Source organism: Meridianimarinicoccus sp. MJW13, from assembly GCF_014901205.1.
GTDB lineage: Bacteria > Pseudomonadota > Alphaproteobacteria > Rhodobacterales > Rhodobacteraceae > Meridianimarinicoccus.
Map to the genome: position 1 here is coordinate 93117 of NZ_JACNMU010000007.1, position 15959 is coordinate 109075.

12 protein-coding genes are annotated in these 15959 nt (G+C 64.5%); 7 read left to right on the forward strand and 5 right to left on the reverse strand.

Features of this window, described 5'->3' with window-relative positions; translation table 11 throughout:
* Positions 1 to 86: 86 nt before the first annotated feature.
* Positions 87 to 3707 carry an Ig-like domain-containing protein gene (locus tag H8B03_RS13605; RefSeq protein WP_193142419.1) on the forward strand — a complete coding sequence of 1207 codons (3621 nt, stop codon included), beginning with the start codon at positions 87 to 89 and terminating at the stop codon, positions 3705 to 3707.
* Positions 3708 to 3804: 97 nt separating this feature from the next.
* Here the strand turns inward: H8B03_RS13605 and H8B03_RS13610 are convergent, their stop codons facing one another.
* The 4 genes from H8B03_RS13610 to H8B03_RS13625 form a co-directional block, all read right to left on the reverse strand.
* A complete protein-coding gene (locus H8B03_RS13610; RefSeq protein WP_193142420.1) occupies positions 3805 to 4551 on the reverse strand; it encodes an outer membrane protein in 747 nt (248 codons plus the stop codon).
* Between the two features lie 268 nt (positions 4552 to 4819).
* Positions 4820 to 5596, reverse strand: a complete 777-nt coding sequence (locus tag H8B03_RS13615; protein WP_193142421.1) for a DUF2092 domain-containing protein — start codon at positions 5594 to 5596, stop codon at positions 4820 to 4822.
* Between the two features lie 291 nt (positions 5597 to 5887).
* Entirely contained in the window at positions 5888 to 6757 is an 870-nt protein-coding gene (locus H8B03_RS13620; protein ID WP_193142422.1) for a hypothetical protein, read from the reverse strand.
* A gap of 40 nt (positions 6758 to 6797) precedes the next feature.
* On the reverse strand, positions 6798 to 8192 hold the full coding sequence (locus tag H8B03_RS13625) for a glutamate decarboxylase (protein ID WP_193142423.1): 1395 nt from the start codon (positions 8190 to 8192) through the stop codon (positions 6798 to 6800).
* 375 nt (positions 8193 to 8567) lie between these two features.
* On the opposite strand from H8B03_RS13625, the gene H8B03_RS13630 reads away from it, so the two are divergent.
* Positions 8568 to 9959 carry a multicopper oxidase family protein gene (locus H8B03_RS13630; protein WP_193142424.1) on the forward strand — a complete coding sequence of 464 codons (1392 nt, stop codon included), beginning with the start codon at positions 8568 to 8570 and terminating at the stop codon, positions 9957 to 9959.
* 333 nt (positions 9960 to 10292) lie between these two features.
* Here the strand turns inward: H8B03_RS13630 and H8B03_RS13635 are convergent, their stop codons facing one another.
* Positions 10293 to 11027 carry a VIT1/CCC1 transporter family protein gene (locus H8B03_RS13635; protein WP_193142425.1) on the reverse strand — a complete coding sequence of 245 codons (735 nt, stop codon included), beginning with the start codon at positions 11025 to 11027 and terminating at the stop codon, positions 10293 to 10295.
* A 357-nt stretch (positions 11028 to 11384) separates the two neighbouring features.
* Here H8B03_RS13635 and H8B03_RS13640 point away from each other — a divergent pair, with 357 nt between their 5' ends.
* The 5 genes from H8B03_RS13640 to H8B03_RS13660 are packed head-to-tail and all read left to right on the forward strand — an operon-like array spanning position 11385 to position 15957.
* Positions 11385 to 12572 carry a D-alanyl-D-alanine carboxypeptidase family protein gene (locus tag H8B03_RS13640; RefSeq protein WP_394355474.1) on the forward strand — a complete coding sequence of 396 codons (1188 nt, stop codon included), beginning with the start codon at positions 11385 to 11387 and terminating at the stop codon, positions 12570 to 12572.
* Positions 12569 to 13216, forward strand: coding sequence for a dTMP kinase (gene tmk, locus H8B03_RS13645; protein ID WP_193142426.1), 648 nt, complete (start codon positions 12569 to 12571; stop codon positions 13214 to 13216). Before H8B03_RS13640 ends, tmk begins: the two co-directional genes overlap by 4 nt.
* A complete protein-coding gene (locus tag H8B03_RS13650) occupies positions 13213 to 14331 on the forward strand; it encodes a DNA polymerase III subunit delta' (RefSeq protein ID WP_193142427.1) in 1119 nt (372 codons plus the stop codon). The genes tmk and H8B03_RS13650 overlap by 4 nt, the downstream gene beginning before the upstream one ends.
* Before the next feature lie 10 nt (positions 14332 to 14341).
* On the forward strand, positions 14342 to 15160 hold the full coding sequence (locus H8B03_RS13655) for a TatD family hydrolase (protein WP_193142428.1): 819 nt from the start codon (positions 14342 to 14344) through the stop codon (positions 15158 to 15160).
* Positions 15160 to 15957, forward strand: a complete 798-nt coding sequence (locus tag H8B03_RS13660) for an MBL fold metallo-hydrolase (protein ID WP_193142429.1) — start codon at positions 15160 to 15162, stop codon at positions 15955 to 15957. Before H8B03_RS13655 ends, H8B03_RS13660 begins: the two co-directional genes overlap by 1 nt.
* Positions 15958 to 15959: the final 2 nt, after the last annotated feature.

Genomic DNA, 15959 nt, shown 5'->3' on the forward strand with positions numbered 1-15959 from the left:
ATCTGTCCAAATCTCCGCACAATCACAGGTAAAGATTGTGTATCCTCTAAGTTGTTTTTAGGCATGACGTTCAAGGAGAATTGCCCATGTCCGGAATTATCATCAACGGCACACCGGCGGATGAAGACATACATGGTACCCGCGACGACGATGTGCTGTCGGGCGGCGCGGGCAGCGACACGCTGCGCGGGCGACGGGGCGATGACGTCTTGCTCTATGACGTGGCCATCAATGCTGGAGCAACGGACACCATTGATGGCGGTCTTGGCTACGACACCCTGCGACTTTTGATGTCATCGGCCGAGTGGCTGGATCCTGAGGTTCAGACGCAGATCGCCGCCTACCTGGTCTTCATGTCCGACAAGACCGCCGGCGGCACCCAGGAAGCCGAGAAGGAATTCTTCTACTTCACCTGCTTCGAAGGACAGACGCTGCGGGTCAACCGGGTGGAGAACCTGGAGGTCTACGTCGATGGCAACCCGGTCGATCCCACCGACCCGCCTGCCATCGCTGTCGATGATCTGGTGACCGTGGCCGAGGATGGCCCTGACCTGTCCGGCAATGTCACCGACAACGACAGCCTTCTGGACGCCCCGGCGACGGTAAGTCTGGTGACGGGCCCTGCCCTGGGCAGCCTGACCCTGAATGGCGATGGCAGCTATTCCTACAGCCTGAACAATGGGGATCCGGCCGTGCAGGCGCTGGCGGTGGGCGAAACCCTGACCGACAGTTTCACCTATCTCGCCACCGACGCCAATGGCGACACCGATACCGCCACCGTGACCATCACCATCACCGGCACCAACGATGCCCCCACCGCCGAGGACAACACTGCGGCGACCGGCGAGGCTTCTTCCGTCGTGACCATCAATGTGCTGGCCAACGACACCGATCCGGATACCTCGGACACGCTGACGGTGACGGGTTTCGACGCGGTCTCGGTGGAAGGCGGGCTGGTCAGCTACAATGGCGATGGCACCTTCACCTATGATCCCAACGGCCAGTTCGACGCCCTGCACGGCGGCGAAAGCGCCCTGGACAGCTTCACCTATACCATCGACGACGGCCACGGCGGCACCGATACGGCAACCGTGACCGTGACCATCGCGGGCGCGGACCGCTATGTCCTGTTCTATCAGGGCTACGATGTGTCTGGCGGCTACGAGTTGTGGGGGCTGGACGAGGACGGGGTCGCGCGCCGGATTGCCGACTCTGCCGCCGGCACTGACAGCACCTTCCCCAAGAATTTCGCGGAACTGGATGGGGATCTGTATTTTACCGCAAGCGATCCGATCAACGGCAACGAGTTGCGCAAGCTGGACGGCGCGACCGGTGCGATTTCCATGGTGGCCGACATCAATGCCGGCAGCGGCGGCTCTACACCCGCCAACCTGCTGGCACTCAACGGCGATCTGTATTTCACCGCCTCCGATCCCACCCATGGCTCCGAGTTGCGCAAGATGGATGGCATCACCGGCGCGGTCAGCCTGGTGGCCGATCTGAACCCCGGCAGCGGCGGCTCTGCCCCCAAGGAGCTGTTTGCCTTCAACGGCGACCTCTACTTCAGCGCCAGCGATCCGGCCAACGGGCAGGAATTGCGCAAGATGGACGGCACCACCGGCGCCGTCAGCCTGGTGTCTGATCTGTACGCTGGTGCCAGCGGGTCGAACCCGGCACAGTTGATCGCGTTCAACGGGGATCTGTATTTCACAGCCAAGGACGCCGCGAACGGCACTGAATTGCGCCGCATGGATGGCACCACCGGTGCGGTCAGCCTTGTGGCCGACCTTGAACCGGGCAGCTTCGGGTCGTCGCCCAAGGAATTGACCGTGTTCAACGGCGACCTCTACTTCTCCGCTTCGGATGCCGACGGCGCCGAGTTGCGCATGCTGGACGGCCTCACCGGCATGGTCGGACTTGTGACGGACCTGAACCCCGGCAGCGCCAGCGCTTCGCCCTCGGACATGACCGAGTTGAACGGCGACCTATACTTCCGCGCCACGGATGCAACCCATGGGTCCGAGTTGTTCAAGCTGGACGGCACCACCGGCGGGGTCAGCCTTGCCGCGGACGTCAACAGCGGCAGCGCCAGTTCCAACATCGCGCATGTGACGGCGTACAACGGCGACCTGTATTTCAGCGCCTATGACGCCACCAGCGGCTATGAGTTGCGCCGGCTGGACGGCACTACGGGCGCGGTCAGCCTGGTGGCCGATCTGTTCGCAGGCAGCGGCAGTTCTTTCCCCAGCGAGTTGGTGGTGGTCGACGGGAAGCTTGTGTTCCAGGCCAACGACGGCTCTGGCAATGCCCTGTTCTCTCACGATGGCACGGCGACCACCAAGGTCGCGCCGATCAACGACGCGTCCTCCAATGCCGCCACCACCGGGTTTTTCGCCTTCAACGGCGACACCTATTTCTCGGCCTACGATCTGGCCAGCGGTGCAGAGTTGTACAAGCGGGACGGCACCACAGGCACGATCAGCTTGGTGGCCGACATCAATCCCGGTGCGGGGTTCTCCAGCCCGGCCCTGTTCACCGAGTTCAACGGCGATCTCTATTTCACGGCGTCGAACGGCAGCAGCGGCACGGAATTGCATATTCTGGAAGGCACCACTGGCTATGTCGGCCTTGTCGCCGACATCTTCACCGGCAGCGGCAGCAGTACCCCCAGCCAGTTGACCGCGTTGAACGGCGACCTGTATTTCACCGCCTTCGATCTGACCAACGGGGCCGAGTTGCGCAAGCTGGATGGCACCACGGGCACCGTCAGCCTTGTGGCCGACCTGAGCAGCGGCAGTGGCAGTTCCAGCCCCATGGATCTGACCGCGTTCAACGGCGATCTCTACTTCTCGGCCTTCGATCCGACCAACGGATTCGAGCTGCGCAAAATGGATGGCACCACCGGCACCGTCAGCCTTGTCGCCGACATCAATGCCGGCAACGGCAGCTCCTATGCCAGCAACCTGTTCGAATTCAACGGCGACCTCTATTTCCGGGCCAGCGATGCCACCATCGGCACCGAGTTGCGCAAGCTGGACGGCACCACCGGCGCGGTCAGTCTTGTTGCGGACCTGTATCTGGGGATCGGCAGTTCGAACCCCTCGCAACTGACCGAATTTGCCGGGGATCTGTATTTCACCGCCGAAACCGTGACCACCGGGGTCGAGTTGCGCAAGATGGACGGCACCACCGGCACCGTCACCACCGTGACCAGCATTCAGCCCGGCAGCGCCAGTTCGAACCCGGCGGAACTGACCGCCTTCAACGGGGATCTGTATTTCACCGCCGACAGTCCGACCAGCGGCACCGAATTGCACAAGATGGACGGCACCACCGGCGCGGTCAGCCTTGTGGCCGACATCAACAGCGGCAGCGCGGGATCGAACCCGCAGCAATTGACCGTGTTCGACGGCGACCTCTATTTCGCCGCCGACAACGGGATACACGGACAGGAGCTCTGGCGGATCGACGGCACCACTGGCGTCGACGAGATGGTCTTCAACATCGCAGACGGTCCCGGCGGATCCGGCGTCACCAACCTGGATGTCATCGATGGCGAGTTGGTGTTCCGCGCCGCCACCTATGAAACCGGCTGGGAATTCTACCGGTACGACGGCACCACCCTGTCGGTTGAAAACGTCAACATGGATCCGGCCTGGTACAATCCCAGCCAGCTTTATGCGCCGGTCGACGAGTTCATGTTCTGAGCACTCTCTGCGGCACGCATTGATGCGACCAACAAGAAACGCCCGACCGGATTTCGGTCGGGCGTTTTGTCTGGATCATCCGGGATCAAACGGTGCGTCAGAAGCGATAGGTGCCGCCGATCAGGAAACCGCCAAGACCGAGATCGGCTTGCGAACCGCCGATCTTCTTCTGGATGTCCATGTAGCGATAGCCGACTTCCGCCGACCAGCTTTCATTGAACTGGTAGCCGACGCTGGCCAGCGCCTGCCAGGTCGAGGTGTCGGACGACAATCCGCCCACATCGGCGACCACCCTGCCGTACCAATCGTTGCCGAAAGGCACCCGCAGACGTGCGACCACCAGGGGAACGGTCCAGTTGGAGTCGGCCTTGTTGGACTGGCTGCCCGAAGACCCTGACGCGTTGAAATCGGTCTCCAATTCGACGCCGAAGGATCGAAAGCCGATCCCGACGTCGAAATCCGCATTGGGCGCATCATAGGCCCGATACAGCGCATAGCCGCTGACCGCCGTGACCTTGGTGTTCACTTCTACGGTGTCGAAAGCGGTTCCTGCGGGGGCGTCTTCCTTCTTTCCAAGATTGGCATAGACCCCGTCCAGAACGAAGCCCCAGCGATCATTGCGGGCCTCGAAGGTGCCCATGAACGCGCCCTTGAGGTTGTCCAGGATATCGCCGCCGCTGCTTTCCAGATCAACCTTGCCGTACGCAGTGTCGACGGATCCGCCAAGGCCGGGAAGCCAGCCATAGATCGAGGCCGCGTAATTCCAGTCCTGCGCGCCCGCACAGGCCGGCGCCAATGCCAGACCGGCGCAGAATGCGATGAGTTTTGAGTTCGGTCTGATCATGTCATCATTCCTTTCGAAGAGACTCTTGGAACAGCCGGGATGTCACGGCGTGCCCCCCTGTGGCCTTAGCAATCGTATACACCCACGGCGCAGCGGCGCACAGTGCGTCGGCCAACACCCGCAACACTGACCGGGGTCAGCGGGCGTCCGACGCGCGCCTCTGCCGCCGGGACAATGGAGCCGGTTCCGAATTGGGTTCCGGCAAATTCGACAGCGGCAGTCAGGGCGAACAGGCCGGCGAGAACACAAGCAAAGCGCGCAGTACGGGTCATTGGCTGGCCTCCAGCGTCAGATGGGTGGGAAAATTCGGGGCTTTGAGGGCAAAGGTTTCCATGTCCACTTCCATCATCCCGTCGGCGGGTGCGAAGGAAAACGCGGCGCCGTCAGCTGTTTCGCGCCAGTCGCGCACGGTGACGCGGTATTGCGGGGCCTGGGCCACGTCGCGCGAGGTGATGACAAAGCGGCACGGGTACGGCGTGTCCCCCTGCGCGACCCAAAGCTGCCAGTCGGCCTGGGGGTTGCGGAACGCCAGATGATCGCATTCGATGCCGCCAATCACACCGCTGCCCAGATCCTTCACCTCGGTCACCCCCTCCATCAGCGTTGCCGCTGCATTGGGGATCAGAAGATCCGCCGCCGGAAGCGGCCGGGCGTAGGTGTCGCGCAGGGCGTCGATCAGACCGGCCAGATCGCCCGCGAACGGCACGCTGGTATAGAGCGCGGTGTCGGCGTCGGCCACGGCAAGGATCGTACCATCAAAGGCCATCTCAAGATCGGTGAAGCCGCCCTTGCTGGTCACATGGACCTGACCGGGGCGCGCCACGGCGATATGGCCCGAGTGCGCAAGCCCCAGTTTCTCGCCATCGACGGTGACCACATCCTGTTCCGTGTCGAAGTTGAAAGAGAACGCGTCGAGCGCCCCAAGGTAATTCGACATGGACTGAAGGATGCGCCGCGCGTCCGCCTCGTCGGCCCGTGTGGCGGCCGGCAGGACGCTGGCAATCAATGTCGCCGCGATTGTCCCGGTGAGGGCTGTGGATTTCATCTGGACCTCTTCATTTCTGCTGCCTCTGGTGACGACCGGCGAAGTGCCTCTGCGGAACGGCCAGAGCCGGTGGCAACGCCCGGTCTCCGATTTCGTCCGTGTCATTCTTACGGCCTCAAACGGCTTCGTTAGGGCATGATACGCCGCCGCAAGCATCTCCCCGCTTGATACATATCAAGCGATGGGGGCGTGGTTTGACTTCAAAGGCCAGAATTGCGCCCCAGATCGCGTACCGTCCAATCTACCTCACCCGGAAGGCAAGCTGACAGCGGGGCGGTTGTGATGGTCACCCTAGGCTGATGTGGGCGCTCCCGCCCTGCGAGCTTGGGCGCTTTCACGCATCAGCAGCACCGCCCCGATGAAAAAGCACAGCGCGCCCAGCCCGAGCAGCGCATTGGCCACGATCAGGATCCATCCCGGCTCTGCCTGCGCGGGCACGAAGGCCAACAGGCTGGACACCAGGAAAAAGACGCATCCAAGCATGTTGATGCTCACGATGATCCAGTCCAGGTCCTTGGGTCGCCAGGCCCAGTAGCCGTGGCAGACCTCGATGAAGGCCAGGTAGCCGGACAGCAGAAACAGGATCGAGCCGATCATGCCCGGCCCCCAGATCACCAGGTCCTGCAGAAGCCATTGCGACGGTGCGTTGATCGCATCGAAGGTGTTGAAGTTGAAGGCGACCGTGCCGACGAACTGCGCAAAGGTGCTCAGCCAGCCGGGGTTTTTCGGATGCCAGCCGATCAGCGCGATGCGGTCGCCTCGGCGAATGTCCTTCGGATCTGGGCGGAAGTCATCGGCATTGGCGGCCTGGAAGTGCTGCAGGTAGCCCGCCGTGGTGAACGGGATGGAGCCAAGGAAGAAAATCACCGCGATCTGGGTGCCGGAAGGGATGCCGCCCCAACTTGTCGGCAGCAAGGATGCCCCCGCGCCCAGCATGAACAGCATCGCCCCGATGGCGAACACCAGTCCGATGATCCAGTTGTAGGTGCTGCTGTGCCAGAACGGAATGGCGAGGGCCTCGTGCCCGCGCTCGTCCCGCAGCAGACCCTTGCGGTTCTGGCGGGCGCGCCAGACCAAGGGGCGGGCGCGATTGGAATACCGGCGCAGGGTGACAAATCGCCAGGCCCCCGCAGTTCTGAAATCCGCCGGATGTCCGGTCATGCGATGCCCTCAGCCAGCCGGCCTGCCGCCATCCCTGTCTTCAATGATGGAAACCCGTGGCATCTTCATCGGTCATGGGCCGCTGGATCGGGTGCGCCTTGAAGTGCTCCATGGCCTTTTTCATGTCCATGATCAGAAGCGAACACAGGTCATGGCTGACCCCGTTGCGCACAAGAATCCGCTGGATCGCCTGTTCCTGACAGTTCGCCGGAAGCGTATAGGCCGGCACCTGCCACCCACGGACGCGCAAGCGATCCGCCAGATCGAACAGCGTGAAACCGGGGTCTGCACCGTCTTTCAGTTTCCACGACACTGCCGGGATTCCCTTGTCGGGCTCTCCGCCGAAGACAATCTCGAACGGGCCCATCGCGGCGATCTCGCGCGCAATGAACGCGGCGCTCTGGTAGCAGGCGGAATGCACCTTGCGGTAGCCTTCGCGCCCCAGCCGCAGGAAGTTGTAATACTGACAAACCACTTGCCCGCCCGGCCGCGAGAAGTTCAGCGCGATGTCGCGCATGTTGCCACCAAGGTAGTTGACCCAGAACACCATGTCCTCGGGCAGATCCGCTGCCTCGCGCCACATGACCCAGCCAACCCCCAGCGGCGCCAGGCCGAACTTGTGGCCGGAGGCGTTGATCGACTTGACCCGCGGCAGGCTGAAATCCCACGGGATATCCAGGGCACAAAACGGGGCCAGGAAAGCGCCGCTGGCGCCGTCCACATGGATCGGAATGTCCAGTCCGGTTTCGGCCTGATAGCGGTCCAGCGCATCGCTGACCGCCTGCACCGGCTCGTACTCCCCGGTAAAGGTGACGCCCAAAGTGGGCACGACACCGATGGTGTTCTCGTCGCAGCGCGCCAGAACCTCTTCCGGCGTCATCAGCAGGCGGCCGTTTTCCATGGGGATTTCGCGGTGCTCGATGTCCCAGTAGCGGGTGAACTTGTGCCAGCAGATCTGCACCGGTCCGGTGATCAGGTTGGGCTTGCCGATGGGTTTGCCAGCGGCTTTCTGGCGCGCTTCCCAGCGGCGCTTCATCGCCAGCCCGCCCAGCATCGCCGCCTCGCTCGATCCGGTGGTCGAGGTGCCGACCGCGGGGCCTTCCGGCGCGTTCCACAGGTGCGCCAGCATCCGCACGCAGCGCGCCTCGATCTCGGCGGTCAGGGGGTATTCGTCCTTGTCCACCATGTTCTTGTCGATGCAATCTTCCATCAACTGGTGAACTTCCGGCTCCTCCCAGGTCTGGCAGAAGGTGGCAAGGTTCTGACGGGCATTGCCGTCCAGCATCAATTCATCCCGGATCGCGGCATAGACATGCTGCGGTTGGCGTGCCCCATCGGGAAATTGTGCCCGCGGAAGTTGCCGCGCCTGATCGCTCGCGCCGTAGATCTCGTCCTCGATGCTGTCCGTGGCGGCCGTCGATTTTTCCGTGGTCAAAGCAGTATCTCCCTGTGCTGCGGCGCCCGCAGTGAAATGGCGAACCGGCTCCGGACCGGGATTTCTCCGGTTACCCCATGGCGCGTCCGCGATTAACTGACTGGATTAACGTGAAGTCTTCGGGTGTCGCATGGCCTGACTGTTGAATGGTCAAAGCTTACGCGGCGGTGTTTGCGGCCCGCAAGGGGAGTTTCCGACGGCTGGCGATTTCATGGGCTGCACTGACGAACACCTGCAAACTGCCTCCGCTCCGCCGGGGTTTGCCCCAGCCCTCTGGCCAGCGGCCCCAGCGGTGCTATTGTCCGAATATCCAGACGTGGTCGACACCGTGCCAACACCCAGACCACTTGTGCGCACATGCAAGGAACCTGCCCGATGATCGCCCGCAGAACGCTTCTGAAAACCGGTGCCAGCTTTGCGGCCCTGCCGTTGGTGCCAAAGTCCCTGGAGGCCGCCGCACCGACCGCCGAGGTGATCGAGGCGCGACTGGCGCAGGCCCAGATCGCGCCGGAAGGCTATCCGCTGACGCAGGTCTGGAGCTTTGACGGAAAACTGCCGGGGCCGGAAATCCGCGCGCCGCAGGGCAGCCGCCTGACCCGCACGCTGGTCAATGCGTTGTCCGCGCCGACCTCGGTGCATTGGCATGGCATCCGTATCGACAATGCCATGGACGGGGTGCCGGGGGTCACGCAGTCGGCCGTGCCACCGGGCGAGACCTTTCTGTATGACTTCGATCTGCCCGATGCCGGCACCTACTGGTACCATTCGCACAACCAGTCCTACGAACAGGTGGCGCGCGGATTGCACGGCCCGCTGATCGTCGAGGAACGCGAAGGCCCCGACGTGGATCGCGACGAGATCCTGATGCTGGACGATTTCCGGCTGGATCCCGAGACCGGCCAGATCGCCGGTTTCGGAAACATGCATGACTTCAGCCATGCTGGCCGGATCGGCAACATCACCATAACCAACGGCGTCTTCAACAAGACCCTGCAGGCCCGTCAGAACGAACGCCTGCGCCTGCGCCTGATCAATGTGGCCACCGCCAGGATTTTCGACCTGAACGTTCAGGGGCTGGCGGGTTGGGTCGTTGCGCTGGACGGAATGCCGCTCGACACCCCGCGCCCGTTGAACGAGTCACTTCTGCTTGCCCCGGCGCAACGCATCGACCTGATCGTCGACGTCACCGCCGGAGATGGCAGCGCCGCGCATCTTGTGCGGATCGAGGGCGACGAAGCATTTTCGCAGGTTCTTTTCGAGGTGCGTGGCGTGGCCGCGACTCAGCCAAGGGGCACCCCGTCCCCCTTGCCGCCCAATCCGGACATGGTGGTCGCGGGGCTGGACGGCGCGTTGCAAAGCCATCTTCAGATGGATGGCGGCGCGATGCGGGGCTTTGCCTCGGCCCGGATGGACGACCGCAAGGTCAGTTTCCGGGAGGCGGCGGAAAATGGCCAGTTCTGGGCTTTCAACGGGATGGTCGGCATGCCGGAGGAACCGCTGTTCGTGGCCGAGCGGGGCCAGACGGTGCGCGTGACACTGCAGAACGACACCATGTTTCCGCACGCCATGCATCTGCACGGCCATCACTTCCGCGAGGTTCACCCCGACGGCACCCTGGGTCCGCTGCGCGACACGCTGCTGATGTTCGCGGACGAGCAGCGCGAGATCGCCTTCGTGGCCAGCAATCCCGGCGACTGGGTGTTCCATTGCCACATGCTGGCCCATGCCGCCTCGGGCATGATGACCCGCATCAAGGTGCTGGCCTAGCTGGCCGGCTCTGATCCCTCGCACATTGGCGCGGATCGCACGCTTTCCGGTCAGCCTCTGCGATGGGGGTTTGCCCGTCGGGCTGTTCCTTGAAGCCCGGCATCGTCCTGATCTTGCGGTTGGAAACACCCTGATCCCTGTCCACGGGCAGCAGGTCCGTGTTGACCTTCTGCTGACCGAGATCCCTCAGGTGCCGGCCGACATGCCGCCCGGCGTTTCCGGACCCGCCGGGAAACAGAAGACGCATCACGCCTGCTTTCCGAACGGATACCGCGCGGCGGCGCGGCACCTTATCCCCGCAAACTCCGGCACGGCCCTTGACCCCTGATCGTTCTAGCCTGCCACAATCGCGCCCACGGCAAAGGCCACGATGGCGCAGGTGGTGCCCACCAGAACCGTCTCTCCGACACAGCGCAAGACGCTTTCCCGCGTCGACCACCAGCGCAGCAGACCCAGCAATACAAGGGCGGTGAACGTTGCCAAGACCGAGGCCAGGAACACCGCCTGACTGGGATCGAACAGGAAATAGGGCGTCAGCGGAATCACCCCGAAGGCGACGAAGGACAGGAAGGTCATCAGGCCATCCAGCGCCGGGGAGCCGTTGCGCATGTCCTGCATCTGCAATTCGTAGCTCATCATCATGTCGGCAACCAGTTCCGGGCAATCAATCAGGTCGTGCGAGACACGGTCTGCCGTTTCAAGCGGCATCCCGCGTTCGGCAAGCATCTGCACGATCTCCCGCCGCTCCTGCTCGGGGTTGGTTCGCAGTTCCGCAAGTTCGACCCGGCGCTGCGACACGTACAGATCCCGCTGCGACCGGGTTGACAGGAACTCGCCCAGCCCCATCGACACCGCGTCGGCGAAAAGATTGGCCAGACCGAACACCAGAACCGCCAGCGCCCCGATCTGCGCAGCCCCCTCGGCCGAAGCCCCGGCGAAACCCGCGACGATGGCGAAGGTCGTGACGATCCCGTCATTGCCGCCGTAGACGATCTGCTTGAGAAACTCCTGCAGCCGCCCCAGCCCGTGTTCCTCACGGCGATGCGTGTCCCAGTTGATCTCTGCCATTGGCACGCCTTTCCAACAGGGTTCGGGCGGCATCTTCGGGAAACGACCCAAGGTCGTGCCGCTGTCATGCGCCGTTGATGTTATCCTGATCCCCTGACCCGCGGCAGGCAATGCTGTCGCTGGAGGGCGCGGTTTTTGTCGCAAGCGGCCAACTGCCCGCGTCAGGAAAGGGTGGCATTGCGCCCGGATCCCCTGCCTTGCCGCCGTCCGCGTGCCGAACGCCGCACTTTTCGCAACCGAAAGACCTTTGATCCGAAGACCACGGCCCTCCCCGGTACGTCACCGCACCGGACCGGATCCCGATTCTCCGCGCCCGGCGTGGTTGGACTTGCCCAAACCCGGTGCTAGGGTGCCGCCATGCGGATCAGACAAGGACCTGACATGCTGCGCGCCTTCGTGACCACCGGCCTTACTCTGGCCCTTCTCTCCCTTCCGGCCGCGGCTCAGACCGCGTTCGAAACGCAAGCCAAAGCGGCCTTTGTCGTGGATCTTGGCACCGACACCGTGCTGCTGGAAAAGCAGCCCGATATTGCCTTGCCGCCGGCCTCCATGTCGAAGCTGATGACCCTGCTGATGCTGTTCGAGGCCCTGCGCGACAATCCCAACGTCACGCTGGACACCCGTTTTGGCGTGTCCACCAAGGCGCGGCAGATGGGCGGCTCGACCATGTTCCTGAACGAACGTGACCGCCCCTCGTCCGAAGAGTTGATCAAGGGCATCATCGTGCAATCGGGCAATGATGCCACCGTGGTCGTGGCCGAAGGGCTGGCGGGCACCGAAGACGCATTTGCCCGGATGATGAACGCCCGCGCGAAAGAGCTGGGGATGGAAAATTCCACCTTCGCCAACGCGTCGGGCTGGCCCAATCCCAACCACCGGATGAGCATGCGGGATCTGGCCATTCTGGCCGAGCACCTGATCGAGGATTTCCCGGAATACTATGGCTTCTTCGCCATGCCCGAGTATGAATTCGACGGTCGCGCGCCGGACAACCGGTTCAACCGCAATCCGCTGCTGAAGCTGGATATCGGCGCCGACGGGCTGAAGACCGGCCATACCGAGGAAGCCGGTTACGGGCTGGTCGGTTCGGCCCGGCAGGGCACACGGCGCATTGTCTTTGTCGTCACCGGCCTGACGTCGGCGGCCGCCCGCGCGCAGGAGGCCGAGCGCATCGTCAGCTGGGCCTTCCGCCAGTTCGTCGAGGTCGAGGTGGCCGAGGCAGGCGAACGCATCGCCGAGGCGGATGTCTGGATGGGCAACGTCCAGAAGATCGGACTGGTGGTCCCCGATGACCTGAAGGTCCTGACCGGCGCTGTGCAGAACGATGTCGCGGCAGAAGTGGTCTTTGACAGCCCGCTGCAGGCGCCGATCGCCGCAGGTCAGCCGGTGGCCGAACTGGTCATCACCCGCCCCGGCCTGCCCGAGGCCCGCCTGCCGCTGGTGTCGGATCAGGATGTGACCTTCGGCGGATTCGTCCCGCGCCTGCGCAGCGCCGGTCAGGTGCTGGTGTCGCGGGTCATCGGTCAGGCGGAAGGGCTGTTTTGAGCGCCGCGCACCAGCCGCCCCGGTTCATCAGCTTCGAAGGCATCGACGGCAGCGGCAAGTCCACACAGGCGCGGTTGCTGGCAGAGCATCTGCGGGCGCAGGGCCGCGAGGTGGTGCTGACCCGCGAACCCGGCGGCTCGCCCGGGGCCGAGGACATCCGCCGTCTGGTCCTGGGCGGCGAACCCGACCGCTGGTCGCCGGAAACCGAGATCCTGCTGTTCACCGCCGCCCGGCGCGATCATTGGGAACGCACCATCCAGCCGGCCCTTGACCGGGGTGCCACGGTCATCACCGACCGCTTCGCCGACAGCACGCGGGTCTATCAGGGCACCACGCGCGGCGACCTGACCGACATGGTGGACCGGCTGCACACGCTGATGATCGGGGTGCAGCCTGACCTGACATTCGTTCTTGATCTGCCCCCGGCGCAAGGCCTGGACCGCGCTGTCGCGCGCGAGGCCGGCGCGGCGCAGGATGAAAGCCGGTTCGAAGGGTTCGGCCTGAGCTTTCAGGAACGTCTGCGCGCCGGGTTTCACGATCTTGCCCGACAAGCGCCGGAGCGTGTGCGCCTGATCGACGGCACCGGGTCGCTTGACGCCGTGGCCGCCCGTGTACGGGCAGCGTTCGAGACCGAAAAGGCATGATCGGCACCGCCCCGGACCTGCCCGAACCCGACCGCGCCGAAGGGGCCGCGCATCCAAGGTTTGCGCCGTCGCTGGTGGGCCATGAGCGGGCACAAGGCCAGTTTCTGGAAGCGGTGAATACCGGCCGGTTGCACCATGCATGGCTGATCACCGGCCCGCCCGGTATCGGCAAGGCCACGCTGGCGTGGCGGCTGGCGCGGTTCCTACTGACCTCGCCCGAGCCATCCTCGGATGCGGGCCTGTTCGGGGCACCCGAGCCGCTGACCAGCCTTGACCCCGGTCCCGATCCCGCGCCGCTCAGCCGGATCGAGGCGCTTTCCGAACCTGGCCTGTTCCTGTTGCGGCGCGGCTGGGACGCCAAGACCAGGAAGCTGCGCACGGTCATCACCGTGGACGAAGTGCGCGCCTTGAACGGGTTTTTCGCCCTGTCGCGGCCCGACGGCGGCCGCCGCGTGGTGATCGTTGATGCCGCCGACGAGATGAACGCCAATGCCGCCAACGCGCTGCTGAAACGGCTGGAGGAACCGCCCGCGCAGACGGTTTTCCTGCTGGTCAGCCACATGCCTTCGCGCCTGTTGCCGACCATCCGTTCACGCTGCCGCACCCTGCCCTGCGCCCGGTTGCCCGAGGCGCAGATGGCCGAGGTGCTGGCGCGCCTGTTGCCCGACACGCCTGCGGAAGAACGCACAGCACTTGCGCAACTGGCCGACGGCAGCCCCGGCGGCGCGCTGCGCCTGCAGGTCCATGACGGGGTGTCGCTGGGCCGCGAGATCGACGCGCTTCTGGCCTCCATGCCCGGTGTCGACCGGATGCGGGCGGTGGCGCTGGCCGCGGGTCTGTCGGCGCGCGATGCCCAGGACAAGCGCAGCCTGTGTCTGGACCTGATGGATCAGGCCATGGCGCGGATCGCCCGCGCCGGTGTTCTGGGCGGTGACGACCCGCTGGCGCGGTTGGCGCCCGGCCCGGATGCGGGTCGCCGATGGGCGCAGGCACAGCAGGACGAATCCGCGCGGGTTCGGCGCGGATTGGCGGTCAATCTTGACGCTCACAGCCTCATCCTCGATATGGTTCTGAGAATAGACAAGCTGGCAGCAGACTGCGCCGCCGGAAGGTAACCATCGCGTCATGACAGATTCCCCACAGCCCCGGCTGGTCGACAGCCATTGCCACCTTGATTTCCCGGATTTCCAGGACGAGCTGCCCGAGGTGATTGCCCGCGCCACCGAGGCTGGCGTGAGCCGCATGGTCACCATCTGCACCCGGCTGCGCAACGCCCCGCAGGTGCGCGCCATTGCCGAGGCCCATGATCCGGTGTTCTGGGCCGGGGGCACCCACCCGATGAGCGCGGCAGAGGAGCCTCTGGCCGCGGTCGACGATCTGGTGGCACTGGCCGCGCATCCGAAATTCGTGGGCATCGGCGAGACCGGGCTGGACTATTATTACACCTCGGAAAGCGCGGGCGTGCAGCAGGACAGCCTGCGCATCCATATCGAGGCCGCCCGTCAGACCGGCCTGCCGCTGATCATCCATGCCCGCGCCGCCGACGACGACATGGCCCGCATCCTGACCGAGGAACACCGGGCCGGGGCCTTCGACTGCGTGATGCATTGCTTCTCGTCGGGGCGCGACCTGGGACTGGCGATGCTGGAGCTGGGCTTCTACCTGTCCATGTCAGGCATCGCGGCCTTCCCGCGCTCGCAAGAGCTGCGCGACATCTTCAAGGAAGCATCCCTGGACCGCATCCTTGTCGAAACCGACGCCCCCTACCTCGCGCCACCGCCGCATCGTGGCAGGCGCAATGAACCGGCCTATGTCGCCAAGACCGCCGCCGTCGGGGCCGAGGTTTTCGGCGTCAGCACGGCAGAGTTCGCCCGCCAGACCAGCGAAAATTTCGACCGCTTGTTCGCCAAGGCCGCCGCCTGGCGTGCCGCGGATGCCGCCTGATGGGCGAGATCCGGTTGACCATCCTGGGCTGCGGATCGTCGGGCGGGGTCCCCCGACTGGGCGGGCATTGGGGTGAATGCGACCCCGACAACCCCCGCAACCGGCGGCGGCGCTGTTCACTGCTGGTCGAGCGTGAGGGCGACGCGGGAACCACGACGGTGCTGATCGACACCTCGCCCGACATGCGCGACCAATTGCTGAGTTCCGGCGTCGGTGTGCTGAACGGCGTCGTTTATACCCACAGCCACGCCGACCATGTGCACGGGTTGGATGACCTGCGCCAGATCGTGTTCAACACCCGCGAGCGTCTGGATGTCTGGGCCGACGAGGAAACCAGCGACAACCTGCTGTCGCGCTTCGGGTATGCCTTCGTGCAGCCCGAGGGCTCTCCCTATCCGCCGATCCTGAACCTGAAGCTCATCCGCGGTGATGTGGTGGTGCCCGGCCCCGGCGGCGATGTGGTGCTGCGGCCCTTCGCGGTGGCCCACGGCGGCATCGAGGCGCTGGGGTTTCGCATCGGGGACGTGGCCTATCTGCCGGATGTCTCCGAGATTCCGGATGCTGCCTGGCCAATGCTGGAAGGGCTGGACTGTTTCATCGTCGATGCCCTGCGCCGCAAACCCCATCCCACCCATGCGCATCTGGCGCGCAGCCTGGAATGGATCGCCAAGCTGGCCCCGCGCCGCGCGGTGCTGACCAACATGCATATCGATCTGGACTATGCCACGGTGGCCGCCGAAACCCCGGACCACGTGGTACCGGCGCATGACGGCCTCACCCTCAGCTTTCCGGTCTGATC